General features: G+C 69.5%; 15 protein-coding genes and 2 pseudogenes. 6 read left to right on the forward strand and 11 right to left on the reverse strand.

Going from position 1 to position 23,988, the window contains the following annotated elements; translation table 11 throughout:
- Positions 1-3: 3 nt before the first annotated feature.
- Positions 4-1,248 (reverse strand): amino acid ABC transporter substrate-binding protein, encoded by a 1,245-nt coding sequence (locus AB0I69_RS33205; protein WP_363099443.1) that lies wholly within the window; start codon positions 1,246-1,248, stop codon positions 4-6.
- Positions 1,249-1,397: 149 nt separating this feature from the next.
- Between AB0I69_RS33205 and AB0I69_RS33210 the strand changes: the two genes are divergently transcribed.
- Positions 1,398-2,411, forward strand: coding sequence for a LacI family DNA-binding transcriptional regulator (locus AB0I69_RS33210; RefSeq protein ID WP_363099444.1), 1,014 nt, complete (start codon positions 1,398-1,400; stop codon positions 2,409-2,411).
- 219 nt (positions 2,412-2,630) lie between these two features.
- On the opposite strand, the gene AB0I69_RS33215 is transcribed toward AB0I69_RS33210, so the two are convergent.
- From AB0I69_RS33215 to AB0I69_RS33225, 3 genes are all read right to left on the reverse strand, one after another.
- Entirely contained in the window at positions 2,631-3,950 is a 1,320-nt protein-coding gene (locus tag AB0I69_RS33215; protein ID WP_363099445.1) for a glycoside hydrolase family 16 protein, read from the reverse strand.
- 705 nt (positions 3,951-4,655) lie between these two features.
- A complete protein-coding gene (locus tag AB0I69_RS33220) occupies positions 4,656-6,278 on the reverse strand; it encodes a cellulose binding domain-containing protein (protein WP_363099446.1) in 1,623 nt (540 codons plus the stop codon).
- A gap of 424 nt (positions 6,279-6,702) precedes the next feature.
- Complete coding sequence (locus AB0I69_RS33225) at positions 6,703-7,818, reverse strand: serine hydrolase domain-containing protein (RefSeq protein ID WP_363099447.1); 1,116 nt, start codon at positions 7,816-7,818, stop codon at positions 6,703-6,705.
- 194 nt (positions 7,819-8,012) lie between these two features.
- On the opposite strand from AB0I69_RS33225, the gene AB0I69_RS33230 reads away from it, so the two are divergent.
- Entirely contained in the window at positions 8,013-8,894 is an 882-nt protein-coding gene (locus AB0I69_RS33230; RefSeq protein WP_363099448.1) for an AraC family transcriptional regulator, read from the forward strand.
- 243 nt (positions 8,895-9,137) lie between these two features.
- The gene (locus AB0I69_RS33235; protein ID WP_363099449.1) at positions 9,138-10,373 is read left to right on the forward strand and encodes an MFS transporter; all 1,236 of its coding nucleotides are present in this window, start codon (positions 9,138-9,140) and stop codon (positions 10,371-10,373) included.
- A 27-nt stretch (positions 10,374-10,400) separates the two neighbouring features.
- Here the strand turns inward: AB0I69_RS33235 and AB0I69_RS33240 are convergent.
- The 3 genes and pseudogenes from AB0I69_RS33240 to AB0I69_RS33250 all read right to left on the reverse strand — a co-directional run.
- Positions 10,401-10,679, reverse strand: a pseudogene (locus AB0I69_RS33240) (zinc-binding dehydrogenase); the annotation flags it as partial.
- Positions 10,680-10,812: 133 nt separating this feature from the next.
- Complete coding sequence (gene ltrA, locus AB0I69_RS33245) at positions 10,813-12,243, reverse strand: group II intron reverse transcriptase/maturase (RefSeq protein WP_363099450.1); 1,431 nt, start codon at positions 12,241-12,243, stop codon at positions 10,813-10,815.
- A gap of 631 nt (positions 12,244-12,874) precedes the next feature.
- Positions 12,875-13,558 (reverse strand): annotated as a pseudogene (locus tag AB0I69_RS33250) (zinc-binding dehydrogenase); the annotation flags it as partial.
- A 100-nt stretch (positions 13,559-13,658) separates the two neighbouring features.
- On the opposite strand from AB0I69_RS33250, the gene AB0I69_RS33255 reads away from it, so the two are divergent.
- Positions 13,659-14,303, forward strand: a complete 645-nt coding sequence (locus AB0I69_RS33255; protein ID WP_363099451.1) for a helix-turn-helix domain-containing protein — start codon at positions 13,659-13,661, stop codon at positions 14,301-14,303.
- Between the two features lie 757 nt (positions 14,304-15,060).
- On the opposite strand, the gene AB0I69_RS33260 is transcribed toward AB0I69_RS33255, so the two are convergent.
- From AB0I69_RS33260 to AB0I69_RS33270, 3 genes are all read right to left on the reverse strand, one after another.
- On the reverse strand, positions 15,061-15,243 hold the full coding sequence (locus AB0I69_RS33260; protein WP_363099452.1) for a glutamate-cysteine ligase family protein: 183 nt from the start codon (positions 15,241-15,243) through the stop codon (positions 15,061-15,063).
- A gap of 313 nt (positions 15,244-15,556) precedes the next feature.
- Entirely contained in the window at positions 15,557-16,489 is a 933-nt protein-coding gene (locus AB0I69_RS33265; protein WP_363099453.1) for a zinc-binding dehydrogenase, read from the reverse strand.
- Between the two features lie 278 nt (positions 16,490-16,767).
- The gene (locus AB0I69_RS33270; RefSeq protein ID WP_363099454.1) at positions 16,768-18,129 is read right to left on the reverse strand and encodes an NB-ARC domain-containing protein; all 1,362 of its coding nucleotides are present in this window, start codon (positions 18,127-18,129) and stop codon (positions 16,768-16,770) included.
- A gap of 526 nt (positions 18,130-18,655) precedes the next feature.
- On the opposite strand from AB0I69_RS33270, the gene AB0I69_RS33275 reads away from it, so the two are divergent.
- Positions 18,656-19,291 (forward strand): hypothetical protein, encoded by a 636-nt coding sequence (locus AB0I69_RS33275; protein WP_363099455.1) that lies wholly within the window; start codon positions 18,656-18,658, stop codon positions 19,289-19,291.
- Positions 19,292-19,304: 13 nt separating this feature from the next.
- Positions 19,305-19,913 (forward strand): hypothetical protein, encoded by a 609-nt coding sequence (locus AB0I69_RS33280; protein ID WP_363099456.1) that lies wholly within the window; start codon positions 19,305-19,307, stop codon positions 19,911-19,913.
- A gap of 287 nt (positions 19,914-20,200) precedes the next feature.
- On the opposite strand, the gene AB0I69_RS33285 is transcribed toward AB0I69_RS33280, so the two are convergent.
- A complete protein-coding gene (locus AB0I69_RS33285) occupies positions 20,201-23,866 on the reverse strand; it encodes an ABC transporter ATP-binding protein/permease (RefSeq protein WP_363099457.1) in 3,666 nt (1,221 codons plus the stop codon).
- Between the last annotated feature and the right edge of the window lie 122 nt (positions 23,867-23,988).

Here is a 23,988-nt window from a genome sequence, read left to right on the forward strand (position 1 = left end):
CGCTCAGCCACCCCACGGCAGAGCGGCGGTCACCGGCGCGTGCTGCGCCCGGCCGGCCGGGTAGACCGGCAGCATCTTCCCGCCGATCCACTGCACCAGTACGTACGAGGAGTTGGCGGCCCCGTCCGCGTTCCAGCTCAGATTCCCCTCCAGGGTCTGCCAACTGCCCTTGTGCAGTGCGGAGATGAGGGTCGCGTTGTCCACCTTGCCGGTCTTGGCGGCGACTTCCTCCAGCAGTTGGCCGCAGGAGTACGCCTCGGCGGACGTGCTGTCGATCGTGCCGGCGGTGCCGCCGTACTTCTTGGTGTACGCGCTGAGGAAGGCGGCGTTGCCATAGGTGTTGGAGCTCGGGAACCAGTCGCCGGAGGAGAAGATCCCGTCGACGTTCGAAGCGCCGACGTTGCCCGGGAAGTTGTGCGGGTCGTTCGCGCCGTTGGACAGATACAGCAGCTTCGGCGCCCATTTGAGCTGCACCATGGCCTTGACCATGCGGTAGGCGTCGTCCGCCTGGGTGCCGCCGACGACCAGGTCGGGCTTCTTCGCGGCCATCGCGGACACGACGGGGGTCAGGTCGGTGATCTCGGCGGGGTAGATCTGCTGGTAGACCGTCTTGATCCCGGCGGCTTCGAGCCGGGTGCGTACCTCGTCGGCGATCGGCGAGGCGAAGGGGTCGTCGAGCGCCGGATACGCGGCGGTCTTCGGACGCTGGGCCGTCGGGAGGGAGAGGATGTAGTCGGCGAACACGTCACCCTGCTTGACGACGGGCGCCGGCTGCACGAAGAAGAGGTTGTGCAGATGCTGGGCGAAGACCTTCGGTCCGCCGCCCGCCGGCTCCAGGAACGCGTAGCCGTAGCGCTTGGCCACCTGGGAGGCGGGGATCGTGAGCAGGCTGGAGAACGGGCCGAAGGTCAGGTCGACATGGTCCTTGGTGATCAGGTTCTGGTAGTTGCCGACCACCTGGGTGGGGCTGGAGGTGTCGTCGACGATGGTGAGCTGCACCTTGCGGCCGAGGATCCCGCCCTTGGCGTTCACCGTGTCGGCCCACAGCCGGTAGCCCCGCTCGGCGCTCTTGCCCGGGTCGGAGAAGTCGCCGGTCAGTGACAGGGATATGCCGATCTTCAGCGGCGCGTGGGACGACGCCGAGGAGCTGGGCTTCGCCGAGGAACTGCAGGCGACCAGTACGGCGGTGGCGGCGAGGGCCGCGAACAGCGCGCGGGAGAGGGAGGCGTGACGGTACGGATGACGCATGATCAGACACCCTTCGTGGAAGGGACTTTCTCACCCATGCGATCGATTGCGGGGGATTCTGCTGCTGCCGGGCCGAGGTGTCAACGGCCTCAGGAGCAAAGCGACCGCAATGGATTGCGGCCCCGCCCGGCGCGCCCTAGCCTCGCCGCATGACCAGCGGCCGACCGCCCACGCTCGACGACGTGGCCCGTGCGGCCGGCGTGCACAAGGCGACCGCGTCCCGGGCGCTCAACCCGGCCACCCGGCACCAGGTCAGCGCCCGGACCGCGTGCCGCGTCTCGCTGGAGGCCACCCGGCTCGGCTATGTGCCCAACACCCTGGCCCGGGGCCTGCGTACCAGCCGCACCGCCGCCGTCGGCGTGCTCATCCCCGACCTGACCAACCCACTGTTCCCGCCGATCGTGCGCGGCATCCAGGACCGCCTCGAACAGCACGGCTACACCGCCCTGTTGGTCAACACCGACGGCGACGAGGCCCGCGAGCGCGCCGAGTTCAACGCCCTGCGCAGCCGCCGGGTCGAGGGATTCATCGTCGCGACCGCCCGCCGCCACCACCCCCTGCTCGAACTCGCCGTACGGGAGCGGATCCCCTTCGTCACCGTCAACCGCAGCACCGAACTGCCCACCGTGCCCGCGGTGTTGGGTGACGACGCGGACGGTGTCGCACAAGCGGTGGCCCACCTGCGCGCCCTCGACCACACCCGGTTCGCCCACCTCGCCGGACCCCAGACCCTGTCCACCGGATACGTCCGGATGCGGGCTTTCCGCGCCGCCGCCCCTGGCGCCGCCGTCGTGGAGTGCGCGAGTTACACGGAGGCCGCCGGGTACGACGCCGCCCGGCTGCTCTTCGAACGGCACCCGCACACCACCGCGGTCCTCGCGGGCAACGACCTCATCGCCCTGGGCACCCTGCGCGCGATCGAGGACCGGGGCCGCTGCTGCCCGGCGGACGTGTCCGTCGTCGGCTTCAACGACATGCCGTTCGCGGACCGCTTCCGGCCGCCGCTGACCACGGTCCACGTTCCGCACCACCTGATGGGCGTCCAGGCCGCCCAACTCCTCCTGGACCACCTGCGCGCCGCCGCGCCGTCCTGGAGCATCCTGCTGCCCGCCCGGCTGGTAGTCCGCGGTTCGACCGCCCGCCGTCGGCCAGGTCCCACGTGATGTGCGGGTCGGGCCCAAAACACCTGGATCGGGATCAAGCCGGTGGATCCGGCTCAGGAGTCGTCCCGGTGTGCGGAGCGGAGACGGGTGGCTTCCTGGATCCGTTCTCGGACGAGGAAACGGCACCGGAACCGGAATCCGGCCCGGTGCCGACGTCGGGCGTGGCCCCGGAGCCCCGTTTGGTACCCGGGCCGGTCCTGCGGGACCAGCCCGGGAGGCTCACTGGGTGTAGGTGTAGTGCGGGCTGTCGTACTGAGGCCCGTTCTTCTCGTAGGTGAACCAGTAGGTCAGGGTGGATCCGGCGGCGAGCGTGACGTTCTGTGTCCAGGTGCCGCCGCTGTTGGTCATCCGGAAGTTCTGCTGGCCGGAGCCGTTGACGAGGTAGTGCACATCGACGTACGCCGCTGGTGTGGTCGGAACGAACGTGATCTGCGCCTGACTGGCGCTCACGTGGGTCACCCCGGCGGTGTAGTCCGGCGTCGTCGTGCTCCCGCCGGTGCTTCCGCCCGTCGTACTGCCACCTGTGGTACCGCCGGTCGTCGTACCGCCCGTGGTACTGCCGCCTGCGCTTTGCTGGTAGACCGCGAACCAGTCGACGCTCATGGCGGCACCCGATGTGATGCTGCCCGCCTGCGCGGCCGAACTGCAGCCGCAGACCTTGTCGGGGTAGGAACCGGCGATCGCCAGGTCGAAGATGGCCATGAATCCGTGATCGACGGCCGCCTGCCACGTCGCGACCGAAACCTGGTTCTCATTGACGGTGAAGGTCAGATTGCCGTCGAGATAGAAGCGGAGCTGCTCCGCGGCGGTGTTCGTGCGGTCGATGATCGCGGAGTACGTGTGGTAGCCGGTCTGGCAGCCCGCGCACGGCTGAAGATTGCTGGTGATGCCGTCGGGATCGTGGCACTCGCCCGCCCACACCCCGCAGTGGAAGGTGGTGGAGTGTTGGCTCAGCGCGTTGACGTCCTCCATGATGTCGAACTCGCCGATGCTCGGCCAGTTCGTCGCGCCGACCGGACGGGCCGCGCCGCCCATCGCCCAGAACGCGGGCCAATAACCCAGTCCACTCTGCGGGTTGGGCTGGAGGATGGACGCGCTCATCTCCAGCTGTCCGCCGGCCGGGGCGGCGAAGTCCGTGCGCTGGGTCTCGATGCGTCCCGAGGTCCAGTGGCCGGAGCCGTCGCGGAGAGCCTTGATGACCAGGTGTCCCTGTCCGTCCTGGTAGACGTTGCTGGTGGAGTCGGTGGCCGATTCGACTTCGCCCGTGCCCCAGTTGGCAGCACCTCCGGCGTAACTGGTGCCCAGGTCGTACAGCCAGTTGGTCCGGTTCAGCGCGCTGCCGGACGAACCGTTGAAGTCGTCCGAGAAGAGGGTGGTCCAGCCTGCGGGAGCGCCTGGTACAGCCGCCGAGGCGCTGCCGCCGGTTCCGATCAGGCCTACGAGCGTGCCGATGAGCAGCAGCAGAGCGCTGCCCAGAACGAGGGGGACGGTTCTCTGGCTGCCCGCGGGCGCACCGGCAGGTGGTGGGGAGGTTCTCATCGTTTTGGTTCTCCCTGTCAAGCTGGCGGGATGGGAGTGGTGCAGGGGGCCTGGCTCCTGGTGGGACTTGGGAGCAGGTCGTTTCCGCCGTCCGGTCGACTGCCCGGCACGTGTGGTTCAGCGGGTTGTCGGCACGGTCTGCTGACGATTCTGAGAGCGCTCTCAGCACGATCATGAGTCTGCGGTTTCTCGTTGTCCTCCTGATTCCGGACGATCCGTCATGTCGTGCGCCGTAGGCCTGAGTTGGGTGTGGGCCGGGCGGGGATCGCCGTTCCAATGCAGGAGTGTCCGGCGCGGCCCTCCATGCGTCAACTGCTTCAACGTGATCGGTTGAAAGGCAGGCCTCTTGGCGATGCTGTATGGAGTCTCGGTAAAGGTCCGAACCAAGCCCCGTCGAGCTGTTGACCGCCCTCCAGCGATCGGTCGCGCGCAGTCGTGCCGTGTTGAACTGCGGCTTTGCGAAGACGGCGGCAGGAAGGAGGTACTGCCGTCGAGCCGGCGCCCCTTGAAGCCGCTCGCGCGTCTCGCACGGCGGCTTCAGGAGTCGAAGGCAGCCGCCGCGAGGGGGCTGCCGACGAGGCACGCGGGCGACAGCTGAGGTCGTGCTGTCCGTCCATGCACTGAACGTGTTCTCAACGTGTGCGGGCCGAGCTGAGTCTCTGCCTCCACAAGCTGTTTTGCGGGGGCGCAGATGACCTCACGGGCTCAGCCCGCGTAGGCCGCGAACAACGTGGAGAACTGGTACGGGGTCTGCGGGATGTTCGTGCACTCGCTCAGGCCACCGGTGCAGGCGTTCCCGTCGCGGGTGACGTCCCAGAAGCCCAGCTCGCCCAGGTGGTTCTGGCGGGCGAAGGTGAGCACCTGCTGTGCGTCGGCGACCGTGAACACCTCGCTGGCGGTGTCGTTCTGGCCGAGCATCGGAGTGAGGCCGACCATGGCCCAGGTCTGGGCGGTGGTGAGGTTCGGCCACACCGAGGCGATCTGGGCGCGGGTCGAGGTCGCGGCCTGGATGGCGTACGTGCCCATCTTCCCGGACGGGTTGGGTGCGGCGCTGTCGCCGTAGTCCATGGCCATCAGGTTGACGGTGTCGATGTTCAGGTTGTGCGACTTGGCGGAGTCGAGGATGTAGAGGCCGTCCGCGGTCAGGCCGCTGGGCAGGACAGGGAGAGTGAGCGTGACCTTGAGGTCGCGGCCCTTGGCGCGCTGCGCGGCCTGGACGGCGGCGACGGCCGTCGAGCGCCGGTCGATCGAGGCGTGGTCGACCGTAGCGGCACCCTCGATGTCGAAGTCCACGCGGTCCAGGGCGTAGGCGTCCACGACCTTCTGGTACTGCGCCTGGAGCGCGGTCGTGCTGGTGCAGGCGAGGGCCAGTTCGGTGCCCGCCTCGCCACCGAAGGACGGCCGCACGTCACCGCCCATGGCGCGCAGCGAGTCGAAGTCCGCCCGGTCCCAGGCCGCGCCCGGGTCGAAGGAGTTGAACCAGCTCGCGTTGCAGCCGGTCGACCCGGCGGTGATGAAGCCGAGCGAGAACTGCCGCAGCCCGGTGTTCGTGGCGATCTGCGTGAGGTTCGGCGTCGGGTAGGCACCGAGGTCGATGAAGGGAGCCGCGACGCCGGGCGTCGTGCCGCTGCCCGCGGTCGCGGTGAGCGTCGCGGAGTGCGCCGACTGGTTGTTGGAGTCGTCGAGCGCGGTCACCGAGAAGCTGTGACTGCTGCCGGCGAGCAGGCCGATCACCGTGAAGGTGGTGCCGGTGCCGGAGGTGGTGGCGATGACGTTGCTGCCCTCGTAGACCCGGTAGCCGACCACGCCGACGTTGTCGGTCGAGGCGTTCCAGCCCAGCGTGACGCTGCCGGGGCCGGTGGCCCGGACCGCGAGGCCGGAGGGGGTCGAGGGTGCGACGGTGTCGGCGGGGACGCCGGCGCAGGGGCCGTTGTTGATCAGACAGGCGCTCGGCGGGATGACCGAGCCGCTGTAGCTGAAGTCCATGCCGACGACGGGCGCGGAGTCACCGGGGGCGAGCGGGGCCTCCCAGGTGGGGGAGGTGATGGTGTACTGCGTCCCGCTGTGGGTGAGCGTGCCGTTCCACGAGCTGGTGACGGCCTCGGTGGCGGGCAGGGTGAAGGTGATGGTCCATGAACTGACGGTGTGTGTGGACTTGTTGGTCACCGTGTAGCCGCCCTCGAAGCCGGCACCCCAGGTGGAGGTGATGCCGAAGGAGGCGATCAGACCGGTGTTGTCGGCCGCGTGGGCGGCCGGGGTGGCGATCGTGGCCATGCCGCCGACCATCAGGGCGGCGGTCAATGCGGCGCGCAGCGACGCACGTCTCATGCGGATGCTCCTCCGTGGGGCGAGGCCGCGCACGGCGTCGCGCCGGTACGCGGATTGCGGTGCCCTGTACGCCCGTCGCACGGTGGAGAGGTGCGGGTGGGGAGGAGCCGTGCGACGTGATCAGGGCGGGGTGAGGCAGGGGAAGACCGTCGAACGGCGAGTCGTGAAGTTAATGGGAAACTTTCCTTACATCTGCCTGCGTAGCGAAGCGTGGCTGGCCGTGTCGGCCGGCGTCAAGAGATCCGGGAAAGATTCGTCTAGACCAATTTCGGGCCTGGGGGCGCGAGTTGCCGCCGGAGCCGGTCGCGGACGATGTTCTCGGCGTCCGCCACGATCGTCGGGGCTCGACATCACAGCGCCGGCGTCGCGGGAGCGCGGGAGGGGGAAGTCCGTGCGCACACCGACTTCCCCCTCCCGCGGGTTGTCAGCGCAGTCCGCTGTAGGCGGCCATGATGATCTCCATGCCGCGGTTGTCCTCCTGCTGCTCCCGGTCGATCATCTGGTTCATCACGTAGGCCACCGTCATCCGTGAATCAGGGTCGCTCGCGACCAGCGAGCCGCCCCATCCGCCCCAACCGAAGGTATTGCCGAACTTGCCGAAGCCCACGGTCCAGGACATCGACGTCCGCAGCACCCGGTCCTCGCCGTGGAACACCTCCTGCCACGCGGGCTCACAGCCCTGGGGGGACAGCAGCCGCACGCCACCGGCGGAACCCCGGTTCGCCAGGACCGACTGGACGAGGGCGACGGACCGAGCGTTGCCGAAGCCGTTCACCGCGGGGATCTGCGCACGGCGCCAGGCCACGGAGTTGGCATCCCTGACCCGGACCGCGGCACCGGTGTGCTCCCGACGTGTGCCGTCCGGTCCGAGCGGTGCGCCGGCGGCGAACTCGTCGGTCAGCGACGGCGGCGGGATGAGCGGTGCGACGCGGTGGTCGTCGTCGGCGGAGAGCCCGATGTGGAAGTCCGCGCCCAGTGGCTCGGCCACTTCCTCGGCGAAGAAGTCGCCGAGGCTGCGGCCGGTGATGCGGCGGACGATCTCACCGATGAGGAACCCGAAGGTGAGCGCGTGGTACCCGGCGGCCGTGCCCGGTTCCCATTCGGGGACCTGCGCGGCCAGCCCTTCCGTCACGGTCTGCCAGTCGTAGAGGTCCTCGACCGTCGTCAGTCCGGACAGGTCCGGCAACCCTGCGGTATGGGACAGCACATGGCGTACGAGCAGACTCTCCTTGCCCGCCGCGGCGAACTCGGGCCAGTAGGCGGCGACCGGCGCGGACAGATCGAGCCGGCCCTGGTCGGCCAGGACGAGGGCGCACAAGGCGGTCATGTTCTTGGTCGTCGAGTTCACGCCCGTGAGGGTGTCGCGCTCCCAGTCGACCGTGCGGTCCGCGTCGGCGTACCCGCCCCATATGTCGACCACCGGCTCGCCGTCGAGGTGGACGGCGACCGACGCACCCACGTCGTCCTTGCCGAGCGAAGCCGCGAGGGCCTCCCCGACCGCGGCGAACCGCGGCTCGCACAGCCCCTTAATATCAGTCATGTGCGCAAGCCTCAGGCAACGCCGAGGCCACCCACCCGACAATTCCCGCACGGCTTCAGTCGGGCAGGGCGCGAGGGAATCACCTCCACAATCACCTCCACATCTGAAGACGGCCCGCCGACCGGCCGTAGGAACTGCCGCAGCCGAGGTGCGCATTCCCACACGGAAGACTCAAGGAAGAGGGACGGATACACGTGCTGGACCGGCTGAACCAGGCACTGGACCACCTGGAGGCCTGCCTCGACCGGGAAGTCGACGTGGCCGAGGCGGCCCGGATCGCCGCGGTCTCGGAGTACCACTTCCGGCGGCTGTTCTCCGCCCTCGCCGGGATACCGCTCCCGGTCTACGTGCGGCGCCGGAGGATGACACTCGCGGCGGCCGAGGTGCTGGCCGGGGAACGCACACTGCTCGATGTCGCGGTGCGCTACGGCTACGGCTCGGGCGAGGCCTTCGCCCGGGCGTTCCGGTCGGTGCACGGCATCGGCCCGGGCGAAGCCCGGCGCAGAGGCGCGCTGCTCACGGCACAGCCCCGCATGTCCTTCCGCGTCGTCGTCGAAGGCAGTACGACCATGCGGTACCGGATCGTGGAGAAGGAGGCGTTCCGGATCGTCGGCAGGAAGGCCCGGGTCCCGCTGGTGCACGAGGGGGTCAACCCGGCCGCCGCGGCGCACGTGGAAAACCTGGACGAGCGGGCGATCGTACGGATGAAGGAGCTGGCCGACCGGGAACCGGAGGGGATCCTGTCGGCAGCGGTGTACCTGACCGACAGCCGGGAGGAGGGCGCCGAGGCGGACTACTGGATCGGCGTGGCCACCGGCCCGGAGACGACCGTCGAGGAACTCGACGCCCTCGACGTACCGGCCGGGACCTGGGCGGTCTTCGACAACGACGGGCCCTATCCGAGCGCGCTCCAGGAACTGTGGCGGGACGTGTTCACCCAGTGGTTCCCCTCGAACCCGTACACGAGCCGGCCAGGTCCGGAACTCCTGCGTACGCACCTGGTGGAGATCGGCGAGGAGACCCACTCCCAGTTGTGGATCCCTGTCGAGCGGAGCAGCGGGAACGTCACCGCGTGAACACCGGTCCGCCGACCGGCCGACTGTGACGCAGGCCATGATTCTCGTCGCCCGATCTTGGAATGCGTGAGTGCGCGCCGCGGCTGTAGCGCTCGTAGACCTTCCCTGCCCTTAAGGGCGCATCGGGCAACGGCGGTCGGCGCGACAGGCTACAGAAACAGAGCGAACGTGACGCATCACGGTCCCGCCCTCTTCCCGCCCATCCGCACCCGAACCGCCGCCCGTGAAAGGTACTTGCGCTCCATGCCACTGGCCCTGCTGGCCCTTGCCCTCGTCGCCTTCGGAATCGGTACGACCGAGTTCGCCACGATGGGACTGCTGCCCCAGATCGCCCACGGCGTCGGCGTGTCCGTGCCGCACGCCGGCAACCTCGTCTCCGCCTACGCGCTCGGAGTCGTCGTCGGGGCGCCCGTCCTGACCGGCATCGGCGCGCGCATCGCCCACAAACGGCTCCTGCTCCTGCTGTCCGCGCTGTTCGTGGTCGGCAACGTCGCCTCCGCTCTCGCTCCGAACTTCGGCCTGCTGTTCGCCGCACGGTTCCTGGCGGGCCTGCCCCACGGAGCACTGTTCGGCGTGGGCGCAGTCGTGGCCTCCCGGCTGGTCGCCCCCGAACGGGCCGGGCGGGCCGTGTCGAGGATGTTCCTCGGACTCACCGTCGCCAACATCGTCGGCGTCCCGGCCGGCACCGCCCTCGGACAGCATCTCGGCTGGCGGTACGCCTACTGCGCCGTCGCCGTCATCGGCCTTGTCGCGCTGGCCGCGCTGGCCGCCTTCGTCCCCCACCAGCCCCGCAGCGACCAGGCCGGCATCCGGCACGAACTACGGGCGATGGGCAACCGGCAGGTCGCCCTCGGCCTGGCCACCGCCGTCGTGGGATTCGGCGGCTTCTTCGCCGTCTACAGCTACCTGGTGCCGATCCTGACCCACCTGACCGGCCTCTCCGACTCCTCCACGACCTGGGTCCTCGCGCTCTACGGCATCGGAATGACGCTGGGCACACTGATCGCGGGTCCGCTCACCGACCGGGCCCTGCGCCCGACGCTGTACGGCGGCCTCTTCCTGCTCGGTGCGACGCTCGTGGCGTTCTACTTCACCGTCCACAGCACCGTCCCCGCCCTGATGACCCTCGCCGTCATGGGCGCGATGGGAGCCCTGGTCACCACCCCCGTGCAGATGCTGCTCATGGCCAAGGCGAAGAACGCCCCGACGATGGCCGCGGCCTCCAACCACTCCGCCTTCAACCTGGCCAACGCCGGCGGCGCCTGGCTCGGCGGCCTCGCCATCTCCGCCGGCTGGGGCTGGGCCTCACCGGCCCTGGTCGGCGCGACCCTCGCCGCAGCCGGCCTCGGCCTCGCCCTCCTCGCGGGCCTCACGGACCGCGATACCGGCAGCTCCGCACTGATCACTTCCTCATCGGCCCAGACCCCGTCAGAACCTCTGTCGACGACGTCTCAAGCGCGGACCAGTGGCGACGCGTAAAGGGCCTCGAACACCGTTCCTGCCGGTTCATGGCGTCAGCACGATCCTGCCGAACACCGTGCCCGCGTCCATCGCGTGGTGGGCCAGGGCCGCCTGACGCAACGGCAGCACCTCGTGGACGACCGTGCGCAGGTCCCCCTGCACGGCGTCGTCGAACTGGGACGATCGCACGGCCCGCCGCTCGGCACCGGGCACGGAGTCGGAGCTGAAGGTGGCGAACGACAGCGACCGGCGGAAGGCGTCCATCAGCCGCATGCCGAAGTCCGCCGGTGGCTGTCCGCCGACCACGCCGACAGCCACGTACCGGTGAAGTCGGCCCGGGGCGCGGTTCCGGTCTTTCGACCGGCCCGTTTCCCCGGAGCCGCTTCCCGAACCGGGCATGCGACTTGGCACCGCACCCGGCTCTCCACAAGCCCAGAGGGCTACGTGGTGGTTGTCCTCATCCCGTGGTGTCCCAGGGAGTGGGAATCGCCGTGCCCCGGTAGCGGTAGCGAGTAGTGCCTACCGTGATCGGGTCGAGCAGTTCCCTGTTCTCACTGGTCCACCAAGATCTGCGGCCGCAGTACTGCCGGTAGATCTTCCTCAGGCCCGTCTTGGGGTGCTTGCGCTGCACCCACCGCCACACCGTGTGCCACAGATAGTGGCGCAGGTAGGAGAAGGTCGCGTAAGACACTCCGGGCCGGAAGTAGGCGCACCAGCCCCGTACTGCCGGATTGAGCCGGAGTAACAGGGCGTCAAGCGGCTGATTCGTGCCGACCTCCCGGCACAGCGTCTTGACCTTGGCCATGATGGCCCGCAGGGCCTTCTTGGCGGGGTAGGTGTAGACGTAGTACCGGTTGGTTCCTGGTTTCCGGTGGAGCTGGATGCGCCAGCCGAGGAAGTCCAGGCCCTGCTCAATGTGGGTGATCAGAGTCTTCTCCGGCGACAGGCGCAGGCCCATCGTGGAGAGAACTTCCGCGATCTCTTCGCGAAGCGTTTCGGCGTCTGCCTTGGTGCCATGCACCATCAGGCACCAGTCGTCCGCGTACCGGACCAGCCGATAGTTGGGCAGACTGCGGCGTCGACGCCTCCGGCGCTCGTTGGCATCAGGGCCAGGGCCTCCCGACGCCTGGGCGATGTGCTCGTCCAGGACCGAGAGAGCGACGTTGCTGAGCAACGGCGAAAGGATCGAACCCTGCGGGGTGCCAGTGTCGTTGTCCCGCAGCAGGCCATCCTCGCTGAGGATGCCCGCCTTGAGGAACGCCTTCACCAGGGCCAGGACGCGTTTGTCCCCGACGCGTACCCGCACGCGCTCCATGAGAGCGGGGTGCGAGATCTCGTCGAAGCAGGCTTTGATGTCGCCTTCCACGATCCACTCGTACTTCATGGACGTGAGCAGACGCACCTCAGCCACCGCGTCGTGAGCCCGGCGATTCGGGCGGAACCCGTAGGAACACGGGAGGAAATCCGCCTCAAAGATCGGCTCCAGCACCAGCTTCAAGGACGCCTGCACCACCCGGTCGGTGATCGTCGCAATCCCCAGACGGCGCAGCTTGCCACCCGACTTGGGGATCATCCGCTCCCGCACCGGCATGGGCTGGAAACTGCGGTCCTTGATCTGCGACCGCAGCACGTCGAGGAACTCCTCGACCCCAACCCACAGCGCGATGGACGACGCCGTGCGTCCGTCCACCCCGGCCGTGCGTGCACCCTTGTTACCCTGCACACGATCCCAGGCCACCAGCAGGAAGCCGGGATCGGCAACGAGATTGAACAGGTCGTCGAACCTGCGATGAGGATCATCACGAGCCCAACGGTGCAGCTTGGTCTGGATCTTCAGTACCCGGCGCTCCGCCTCATACAAGGCGCGCTCCAGCTCGTCGGTATTCACCGGCGACCCTCCCGACATTCCAGTACGCCAGCCACTGACTTGCTGGCCCCCTTGGCCCTGCGACCGGCTTTCCCGGTCTCCACGACGGGTCGTTACTCCCGCGACTACTACGGGGCCTCCGCCCCACCCACGGCCATCAGTCGGCAACGGACCTGCCCACCACCGAACTGGCTGTCCGGCAGCTCGGGCGACCGCGGATGGTTCCCACGTTCACCACACAATCGATCGGTCAGGGAGGCGCCCAGCTCTACTCCGGCAACATCGCCACGCCTACGCCGCAGGCTTTCAACGTGGCCTCCCCACCGGAAACGGAACCCGGCTTCGGAGTTGACCCGCCCATCCAAGGACGGCCGAGTCACGCGCTGCATACCGGCCCATATCCACCAGGTTTGAGCCGGCTGAATGCTTACGGAGCTTCAACCACTGGTTCGCTCTCGCTACACCTTCTGACCTCGCTAGACGGACCCGCGCCGTCCGGTAGTCCCGGCACGTCCCGCCGTTGTCGGGGCCGCTTGCCACCCTCCCCGGCGTTCCCCGGATCAGGCTGCCCCCAGCTTCACCAGGCCGCTGCGACGGCCCGGAGGTGTCGGCCTTTCACCTCCACTCGATTACGCGGTACTTCGTGGCGCACCCCGTTGTCGTTCAACCTGTCCAGAAAGACGGGGACTTGGGAACCGCCCACGACATCGATCACCACATCGAAGCCCGACGGCACATCCGTGTCGGCCCCTCCGGAGCGGTCCAGGACATGGGTCGCGCCCAGTGCCCGTAGGCGCGCGCCACGTTGCACGGACGAGGTGGTGACCGCCACCGCGCCCGCACCGTTCCTGGCCGCGAGCTGAACCGCCGTGATCCCGATGCTGCCCGCCGCCCCGCGCACGAGCACCGTCTCGCCGGGCGCGAAACGGGCGCGGTCCAAGGCGAAGTGGGCGACCACACCGGAGCCTCCGAGAGTCACCGCATCCGCGCCGGTCAGACCATCAGGCAGCGGAAGGACGTCGTCGACCGAGGCGACGGCCTGCTCCGCGTACCCGCCGGCCAGACCGGTGAACGCCCACACCCGGCGCCCCGTCCACGAGGCGTCCACGCCGTCTCCCACCGCGTTGACGCTGCCCGCCACCTCACTGCCCAGGAGATGGCCTTCCCTGAAGCCGTACGCGGCGAGCGTTCCCCTGCGGACGACGGCGTCCACCCCGCCGACCCCGATCGCCTCCGTGGTGATCCGTACCTGTCCTGGACCGGGTACGGGCACGGGCAGGTCGACGACCTCCAGACCGTCAGGGTTTCCGAACTCCCTGACCACAACGGCTTTCATCTCTGCTCCTCAAGTCCGGTCGACGTGCGGGTTGTCGCCGGTGCCACCGACATCGGGAAGGTAACGGACGCCCCCGTCCGCTTGGCTAAAGTGAGAGACCATGACCGACCGTTTGCCTCACCCCGTGCGCTCCGACGCCCGCGACAACCGGGCCCGCATCCTGGACGCCGCCCGCATGGTGTTCGCCGAGGAGGGCCTGGGCGCGCCCATGCGCGAAGTCGCCCGGCAGGCGGACGTCGGCCCCGCGACGCTGTACCGCCACTTCCCGACCAAGCGCGCACTGATAGTGGAGACCTTCGCCGAACAGCGGCGAGGCTGCCGGGCCGCCGTCCGCGACGCCCTCGCGGACCCGGATCCGGGGCACGGATTCCGTGGCCTGGTAGAACGCATCTGTGAACTCCACGCGCACAGCCGGGGATTCGCGGACGCCTTCATGACGGCGTTTCCCGAGGCCATGGACTTCGCCGCCGACCGAGAGCGGACCTTGCGCGCGGTCGCCGAACTGGCCCGCCGCGCGCAGGAGACCGGCCGACTCCGCTCCGACTTCGTCGTCGACGACCTGGTCCTCATGCTCATGGCCCACCAGGGGATCCAGCACACACCCCGTGCCGCCCGGCTCGCAGCCTCCCGCCGCTACGCCGCCTACGTGATGGAGGCGTTCCACGCCACGCCGGACAGGGGAGCACTCACGCCACTGCCACCGGCACCACGCCTCCAACTCGCGCACACGCCCGACACGCCCTGAACGCGTCACCCTTCCCACGGACACTCCGCCGCTGGAGGCGCCGGCTAAGCCTGTCGGGCGACGGCTTGAGAGGGTGCGCGAGATCGCGCGCGGCGATTGCTGACTTCCGCCGCTCACCGCGGCGGCAGGTTGCGCGGGTTGGGATGCTATGAGATCCAGAAGCGTCTCCGTGCCGCCTCCGTGCCGCCTTCGGCAACCGCGGCAAGTTGCCTTGCGGCTCCCATCCCTTGAACGAGCAGCCGTTGCACGCCGGAAGTCACCCGGTCGACGTCCCCGAGTTCCTTGAGCGCGGGTGTGAGGCGATCCAGCAGGGCGCCCACCGCCGCTGCCGGGGAGGACGTGGCGGGTACGGGGGTCGACCAGATCCGCGCTCAGGCCGCGGCGCGCCGCGTGCCATCCGGCGGCGTGCAGTATGTCGGCCGAGGAGTCCAGAGGGTGAATACCGCGACGGCCCCCGTGCGGCGCGGTCACCACAGCGCGCGGGTGAGCCCGGCGATGGTGACGGCACTTTCGACGTCCACTGGACATCGGGCGCGCGTACCTCCGGCGTCGGATAGTCGTCGGACAGCCGGGCATGCCCGTACAACTGGCCTCGGTCGGATACGACGCCGGTGGCCAGCAGAGCGCTACCTGCTCTTCGTAGTGCGCGGCGCCGGTGAAGAACGAAGGCGAGCCATTGATCGGCCAGCGGCCGAAGACCACGCCGCGCCAGCTCGCGAACCGGCGTCCCGCTCTTCCCGGAACAGGGGGTTGACGCTCAAGGCCACCAGCACCAGCACCAGCACCGCAGCCAGGGTCTCAGCCGGCCGAGCGCCGCGGCATGGGCCTGACAGTCGGGCACGGCGACATGAACGTGCATGCCGCAGATCAACTGCTCGTCGACCAGCCGCGCGGCCGCTGCCCGCATGTTCCGGTAGCGCTGCTCCGCGGTGACAGGCACCGTCGACGCACCGGCCGGCGCCACCCACCGCACGCCGGAACCGGTTGAGGTGCGCGGCGACCTCCTCAAGGTCGGAACACACCGGCGTGGCAACCTCCGCCTGTGCCTGCAGCAGTTCGGTGTCGATGTCCTCCCGCCGCACCCCGGGCTCGCGTCCCACTGCGGCACGAACCTGGGCAGGGGCTGCGCCCGGAGTGACATGGATTGATGTGGGGAAACGCGGACATTGACTGACCGTGTCCCGACCATCGGCTGAGACCCCCCGCGTATCAGGACGAGAGCGAACAGGCTACGCACCCGTGCGCGCGGGTTCCTACCGTTCGCCTCCCACGGTCAGTACGGCCTTGCCTCGTACCTCTCGCCTGGCCAGGGCGTCGAGTGCTTCCGGGGTCTTCTCCCAGTCGAGGGTGAGGCCGACGCGGGGGGTGAGACGGCCGTCGGCGACGAGGTCGGCGAGGATGGCCAGGTCCTCGCCCTTGGTCTCGTCCGGTACCGGGCTGATGAAGCCGACGACGTGGGCGTTCCAGCCCTGGGCGTAGAAGTCGCCCAGGCGCAGTTCGGCCGGGCCGCCGATGTTGCCGTACCAGGCGAGGTGGCCGCCGGGCGCGATCCGGCGTACGGCCTGCGCGGTCTGCGGGCCGCCGATGCCGTCCAGGACCAGGTGGTAGGGGCCGAGGGTGTCGTCTTCCAGGGAGGTGACGACCTGCCGGGCGCCCAACGCGCGGGCCTCCGCCTCCCGTTCGGGGCTGCTGACCTGGGCGGTGACGTGAGCCCCGGCCGCGACGGCGAGCTGCACAGCGAACTGTCCCACTCCGCCGGTGGCGCCGGTGACCAGTACCTGACGGCCGAGCACCGCGCCGCCGACACGCAGGGCGCGCAGTGCGGTCAGCCCGGCGATGGGCAGCGTCGCCGCCTGCTCGAAGGGGACGCGGTCGGCGAGGGTGGCCAGGCGATGCGTGGGCACCGCGATCCGCTCGGCCCAGCCCTCCCAGTCCAGATAGCAGACGACCCGTGTGCCCGGGGCCGGGCCGCTGCCGTCGGCGGCCGCTTGGACGACTACGCCCGCCACGTCCTGGCCCGGCCGCCAGCCGTCGGGGCGGCGGGCGATGAGGTTGAGCTCGTCGTGGTTGACGGCGTACGCCCGCACCTCGACGACGGCTTCGTGAGGTGCCGGCAACGGCTCGGGCAGATCGTCGGCCAGCCGCAGCCCGGCGTGTCCGGCCGGGGCGGTGATGAATCCACGCATGCGCATCCGTTCGTCGCGTCGTCAAGGCTCAACTCGTCATCGACGCAACCTGGTTGCCGATCCCGGCATTCCGTCACAGCCGTTTTGTCGATCTCCGGCCGGGTCACCTGCCGCACCCGCCTGACATTGACCGTCCAGTGATTCCTAATGCCGTCTGTCAAGCCGCGTGAGCGGTGGGCGGCACGGCCTCGTAGGTCCGTCCGTCGCGTAGGAGTGCCCACAGGACGTTGACGCGGCGGCGGGCCAGGGCGAGGGCGGCCGGCCTCTCACCACGGCTTTCACGCCTGTTCCAGAGCGAACAGCCTGAACAGGACATGGAAGCGATAGCAGCCCGGCGCCGGCGACTCCAGCAACTGGGCATCCACGAGCCGTTCCAGCACCGACTCCACTGCCGCCTGCGTACATCCCAGAGCGCGGGCCGCCCTTCGCAGGTTCAGACACGCGTCGTCATGCGTCGTGAGCAGCGGAAGCGCGGCCGCGGCGGCGCGGTCCTCGGAGCTGCTGCTGCGCAGGAGTGCCTCGTAGCTCTTGCGGAAGCTGACTCGAACCCGTAAATCGTCGTACTCCAGCTCGTCTAGCCGGTGCCGGGTATTGGCCAGCCGGTCGGCGAGTGCGCGCGCCGGCCAGTGCGGACGAGCAGCCAGCCGGGCACCTGCGATGCGCAACGCCAGCGGGAGATACCCGCAGCTCCGGACGATGAGCTCGGCCGCCGAACGGTCCGCGCGCAGGCGGCCCTCACCGGCGAACGCGCCGAGGAACGCCAGCGCCGCCTCCTCCGGGAGTACATCCACATGCAGCTGTACGACGCCGTTTACCGTGGCGAGGATGCGCTGACTGGTGACCAAAGCCGCGCAGCCCGGGGCAGTCGGCAGCAGGGGCCGCACTTGGGCGGCGTCCTGGACGTTGTCCAGTACGACCAGCAGCTGACGGTTCGCCGTCAGCGCGCGGTACATCGCAACAGCCTCCACCTCGTCGTCGGGCGGATCGACAGGACCGCCCAGAGCTCGTAGGAATCGGGCCAGCACCGCGGCCGGCCGGCCGTCGGTGGTCTCTTGCAGATCCGCGTAGAGCTGCCCGTCGGGGAAGCGGTGGGCCAGCAGATGGGCGGCATGCACGGCCAGCGCCGACTTGCCGACACCGGCCGGCCCGTCCAGTGCCACGATCATGGAGGGGCCGGGCGGCGACTGCGGCCGCAGCAGATCCAGGTGTGCCAACTCCTCTGCCCGGCCGGCCACATGGGGAATGTCCGGCGGCAGATCGTGCGGTACGGGCGTCCGAGGCGCTCGTTCCCCAGGGTCACGAGGCGTGGCGCTGCCGTGGCTCCGTCGTCGTTCCTCCACTCGGTCGCGGGCCGTGGCCAGTGCGCCCTGTTCGGAGGCGGTGGCCCCGAGCAGCCGCACCAGGACGTCGAACCGGTCGACCGGTGGCAGCGTCTTGCCGGTGAAGTAGTCCCCGATCACCCCATGCGCCCACCCTGTCCTGGCGGCCAACTCCCGGTAGGTGAGCTGCGAGTCGCCCTGTTGCCGGGCTGCCCGGCGTCGCAGCTGGCGCAGCACGGCGGCCATGTTCTCCGAGTTGTCGATCCCGTTCGCACCGTTTCGCACCTCACCGCCAAGGCCCTTCTCGGACAACCGATCCATGCCCCTCCCGTCCCCTGTCCAGAGGTCCCACCCGCATCGCCGAATGTTCTGATGGATACGCGGCCCGACGGCCTGGTGATGTTTCGGAGCCGAGGCTCGGGTCGATTCTGCGGCTTGCCGGATCGTTGTTTCCGCGGCCGTTGCCGCCGGAGTCCCTGTAGGCAGCGTGACGTGCGCGGAGTCGACTGTCGCGCCCTGTTCCGCTCAACGGACCGGATCGGCGGTGTTCTGGCATGGCCGCCGCCATCCGGTATGTGACGCTGAGTGATTGCCAGTACCGTCCGTCAAACCGTCGTACGTCCAGCTCAGTCGGAAATTCTGCCGGCACGGCCCCGGACCTGTCCGGGCGGATCCGGAGCTGTCCGGCTCCGGCCAGTATGTGAGGCACCACGAAAATTCTCCTGCAAGCATCGAACCTTGACAGCCTTATCCATCGGGTGGTCCTCCATCCCCTGCCCAATTCGGCATCCTCGATGCCGTCGGCTCAGGCATGGGTAAGGCAAACCGTCCAAGGAGAAATTCCACAATGAGCCTCATCTGCAACGTCAAGCCACCTTTCACTATGGCGCTGCCGGGCCAGGAGAATATCGACCTCTACGATCGGGTGGACACTCCGATCGCCACTGGTTCTGCCCACCTCATGAGGGCCGGCGCCGAACTCCACCTCGTTCTCTCCGACCTGGAGCTGGACGACCTGCGCCAGGCCGCAGTGCGTGTGTCCTGTGCCGCTGCCGCGATCAGGGCGGCCCTGGCGGAGTACGACAACTCTCACACCATCGCCCAGGAGCTGGGCTTCTACGCCGTCCACGACGACCGGCTCAGGTCGATCGGCGGCGGTACCTTCCGAGTGCGGGAGATCCTCGATGAGGCCTGCGGCCTGGGTCTTGTCACGCTCGATCGGGAATCTCTGAACGCCATCGACCGACGGTTCGAAGAGGGCGGGGACGAGCTGGCGTTCAGCCACTTCATCTCCGAACTGCGCGAGTTCTCCACGGAACTCGACAATTTCGACCGCGTGGCCGCAACGGCGGAGCCGCTCGCGTGGCAGCAATTCCCGTGGAAAGCGATCACGCGATTCGATCGCATCCGGATCTACGGGCAGGCACTCGCCATCATCAATGTCTTGGGCACGGTGGGCGAAACCGCCGCCGTCAACGTATAAGGAGGAAGGACGGATGAGCGTCAACTGCAATAAGGCCTTCAAGATGAGCGCTGAGTCGCTGCGCGACAAGAAGCGGCTCTCTGCAGGCGCCGGACTCGCACTGCTCGGCGCGGCCAGCGACGTCTACAAGGCCATGGAGCTTGCCGACCACCAGGATGGCGCCGCCTCTGCAGCGGTGTATGTCAGCTCGGCCGAGGCGAAGCTGCGGAACGCGAGCGCCCTGATGGGGGAGGTCGTGTCGCTGCTGGACTCCGGGACGTTCCGTACGGAGATGACCGCGTGGTACCAGAACCTCGACTTCGACCGGCTGTACCGCACGGGCGTAGCGGAGGGCGTATTCCCGCTCAGTGCGGACATCTGGGCGGAGTTTTCCACACTGCTGGTGCAGGAAGGGCCGTACGCTGTCACGGATTCTTTCCGTGCCCGGCTGGGGCAGACCGCTGACCTCATGACCGACTGGCTGGCAAGCGCGGGTGACGCCGGCTCCGAGACCAGGGTCGTTCGGTTGGCGATGGCCATCGCCGACATGTCGGCGTTCGCCAGGTTCGTCGGCCACGTCAGCGATCTTGAGCCGCTCGACGGAGAGTGGCTGCGCCCGGCGGCCGCCACCGGCGCCGCGTAAGCGCCCTGTCCGACCGGAACTGCCCAACAGCGAGAGCGCCGACAGGGTCGGCGCTCTCGTCATGCTGTACGCAGGCCTGTCCGGTTGGCGGGCCATTCGGAGGTCTGGCGCAACCAGGAGCGCCGGGTGCGGCTTTCATGCTGTTGCCGGGACGGCTCCGGTGGCTTGGCCGTACCGGCGGCGGCGCGACCTGCTTGGCCGACGGTTGTGGCAGTCCGGCGGCGGCATGAGGAAGCAGGGGAAGCCGGCGGCGCCAGTGGCGGTCACCCACCCCGGCGCCGCGGCAGTCATCGGTACGCGCGAGCCTGCATCCCGTACATCCCGGCGTAGAGCCCGCCGCGCGCCATCAGCTGCCGGTGGTCGCCCACCTCCGCCACCGCGCCGCCGTCGAGGACGACGATGAGGTCGGCGGCACGTACGGTCGAGAAGCGGTGTGACACCAGCAAGGTGATGGTCCCCGCGCCAGTGCCGTTCGCCTCCCGGGCCGCCTCCATGAGCTGCTCGAAGAGGGCATGCTCCGTCTCGGCGTCGAGGGAAGCCGTCGGCTCGTCCAGCACGAGCAGCAGCGGCCGGGTCCGCATCAGGGCCCGCCCCAGGGCCAGCTTCTGCCACTGGCCGCCGGACAGATCGACGCCCTCCGGCCACTGCCGGCCCAACCGGGTATCCAGGCCGTTCGGCAGTTCGGCGGGAATCCCGGCCGCTCCCGCGCGGCCCAGTGCGTCCACGACTGCTTCCCGGTCCTCGATTCGGGGCACGTCGCCCACCCCGACCGCCTGGCGTGCCAGGAGTTCGAACCGTACGAAATCCTGGAAGCCCGCGCTGAGGCGGTTCCGCCAGCGCTCCGGATCGAGCGCGGCCAGTTCCACTCCATCGGCCCGGATCCGCCCCTGCGTCGGCTCGTACATTCGGCACAGCAGCTTGACCAGTGTGGACTTGCCCGAGCCGTTCTCACCGACCAGCGCTACCACGCCCCCCGCGGGCAGCCGCAGGCTGACATCCCGCAGCACGCGGGTATGCGTGCCGGGATAGCGGAAGGTCAGCGCATCGACGCTGATGCCTTGCCACAGCGCGGCCGGGACCTCGGCCGTCGGGGCAGCCGGGCGCATGCGGTGGGCGTACGAGCGCAGCCAGCGGAAGCGCTCGGCACTTTGGAGCAGGTCGACGACGATGCCGGTCGTCGCCACAAGCCCCGCCACATGCCCGACGAACCGGCCCGCCAGCAGCACCGCGAGCAGCACGGCACCAAGACTGGCCGCTCCCCGGGCGGCGAGCGAGGTGACAAAGCCGACGGCGCCGAGCAGGCACAGCGTGTTCAGCAGCCCGGCGGCGGCCCCCATGGCAGCCACCTGCCACTGCGCCCGGCCCATGAGGGCGTCGGCCCGGCCTCGGGCTTCCCGCTGACGGCGGCGGATCTCGGGCCCGACGCCGCTGACGCGCAATTCCTTGCCTGCGGCGGGGGCGGCCGCCAGCAGGGTCAGCTGCGCCGCGAGCCGGTAGTCCGCCGCCGTCTTGTCCTGTGCGCGGGCGGAGATCTTCCGGGACGCCACCTGGAGCCGTAGCGCCAGCAGGCCGACCAGGGGCAGCGCGAGCAGCGCGGGGTGCACCAGCGCAAGCAGAACGGCCGTCACCAGGAACCCGCCCAGGTCTTCAAACAGGTTGAGCAGCCAGTTCAGCAAGCCGCCCATGGCCAGCACACGCTCCCGGAACAGATGCAGCCGGTCCTGGTAGGCGGGCGACTCATGGTGCTGGAGGCCCGGAATCCCGGCGGTGAGGCGGGCCAGCCTTCGGTCGAAGGCAAAGCCGACCCGTTCGCTGAGCCCGATCCGCGCGGTGACCCCGGCCAGTTCGACCGCCTGCCCCACACCGAGGGTCGCCACCAGCAGCAGCGCGGCAGTGAGCGTTGTGCCGAGAGCGTGCCGGGCGGCCCCGTCAGCCATGGACCGTATCCAGAGCGCCTGCACTGCGCCGAGACCGGCCGTGGCCGGAACCAGCAGCAGCCCCAGGACGGCCAGGCCCTTGGATTCGCGGAAGGATCCCGCAAGCACGATGCCGAGCGCGGCAAGCGAGTCGCCGGCCCTGCGACGCTCGGTCTGCGGCAACTCCTCGGCCGCCGAAGCCCGTTCAACGGGAGCGCCGCCTTCCTCGGGGCCCGGGAGCCCTTCTCCGCTCTCGTCCGGCTCTGTCTCCTCGTCCTCGTCCTGATGGAGGAAGCGCGCGGCCTGCAACCGGTACATCCGCGCGTACAGTCCGTCGTCAGCCATCAGCCGGTCGTGCGAACCCGCCTCGACGACGCGCCCCTTGTCGAGGACGTAGATGAGATCCGCTTTGCGGACGCCGGAGAACCGGTGCGAGACCAGCACGGTCGTGCTGCCCCGCGTCGCGCCGAGGAACCGCTCGAAGAACTCGGCTTCCGCGCCGGCGTCCAGGTGCGCGGTGGGCTCGTCCAGGATCAGCACCGCGCCGTCCCGGGCCGCCAGCAGCGCCCGGGCCAGCGCGATCTTCTGCCACTGCCCGCCGGACAGGTCGGCGCCGCCCTCGAACTGCCGGCTCAGCACCGTGTCCCATCCCGCTGCGAGTTCCCCCGGCAACGCGGCCCCGCCCGCCAGCGCCAGCGCCTGTTCCAGCGCCGACTGATCTCCCGCCATACGCAGGTCACCGAAGCCGACGTTGTCTCGCAACGTCAGCGGATACTTCACGAAGTCCTGGAAGACGACCGCGAGTTGGCCGCGCCAGGAGGACGGTTCGTACGATCGCACGTCGGTGCCGTCGACGGTGATCCGGCCGAGGTCGGGCTCGTGGAGCCGGGTGAGCAGCTTGATGAGCGTGGTCTTGCCCGCACCGTTGGAGCCGACAACGGCGACGGAGGACCCGGCCGGGATGCGCAGACTGAGCCCGTTCAGGACCTCGTGCCCGGAGCCCGGATAGGCGAAGGACACCGACTCGACCGCGATCTCCCGGCACACCGGACCGGCGCTACCCCCGTCCACCCCGCCGACACCGCCCTGATGACTGCGACCCTCCAGCGCGACGAGCGACCGCAGCCCCAGCAGCCCATTGCGCAGCAGATAGTCGGAGTCCCCGACCCAGCCCATCGCAGGGAGGCCGATCGATGCCTGGACGACGATCACCAGCCGCGTCAGCCCGAGATCCCCGCGCGACGCGGCCAGCGCGGCCCAGCCGAGCACCATCGCTTCGGCCAGTACTACGAAGAGCACCGTGCCGTACGCGCGTACCGTCGCCGACCGCCGGGTGGCCCACACTCCCGCCATGCCCGTACGCCAGGTGTCGGTCATCCGCCCGGTCACCCAGTCGCCGAGCCCGAAGAGCCGTACTTCCTTGGCGGGTTCCGGGTCGACCGCGAGGCTTCGGAAGTACGCCGCCTGCCTGATCACCCCGCTCGCCGCGACCATGCTTCCGTGCACGCTGCTGGCGACGCCGAGGTACGCGCGATGGGTGAGGACGGCGGCCACGCAGAGCACCAGGGGTGCCCACCATGCGAACGGCACCAGCAGGCAGATCAGTCCGACGGCTTGGAGCCGGGGACGGACCACGGCCGGCAGTAGCGATGCGAGCGCGTCGGGGCGCGTCTCGGGGTCGGTGACCAGCCGCAGCGTGTCGGCGTAGCCGGGATCCTCCAGATGCGCGATTCCGGTGGGCGCCAGCCCGGCGGCCATCACGCGGTCATCAACCAACTGGACGGCGCGCATCCGCAGCGCGGCTGTAAGCCCGGATTCGAGCGAGCCCAGTGCTGTCTGGGACAGCGCCGCGGCGCCGAAGACGGAAAGCGCCAGCAGCATGTGCCGCCCAGCGCCGGAGCCGGGACCCGAGTCCACCGCTGCCGGCAGGGAGCCGACAAGCAGGCCAGTGGCCACGACAAGCAGCGACGCGGCCAGGGCTCCGCCGAGGACGACAGCGGCGAGCGCGAGTGTGAGGCGCCGCGACGCCGTCCACATGAGCCGGAGCGCGGACCACGCGCCCGCAGGGCCCGTTCCCCGCCCCCCCTGTCCCCTCCTCATACCGCGGACCTCCGGAGCCGGGTGCTGGTAGCCGGGCAGAGCCGATGCTCACAGAAATC

It is taken from the genome of Streptomyces sp. NPDC050508 (assembly GCF_040655155.1).
Classification (GTDB): Bacteria; Actinomycetota; Actinomycetes; order Streptomycetales; family Streptomycetaceae; genus Streptomyces.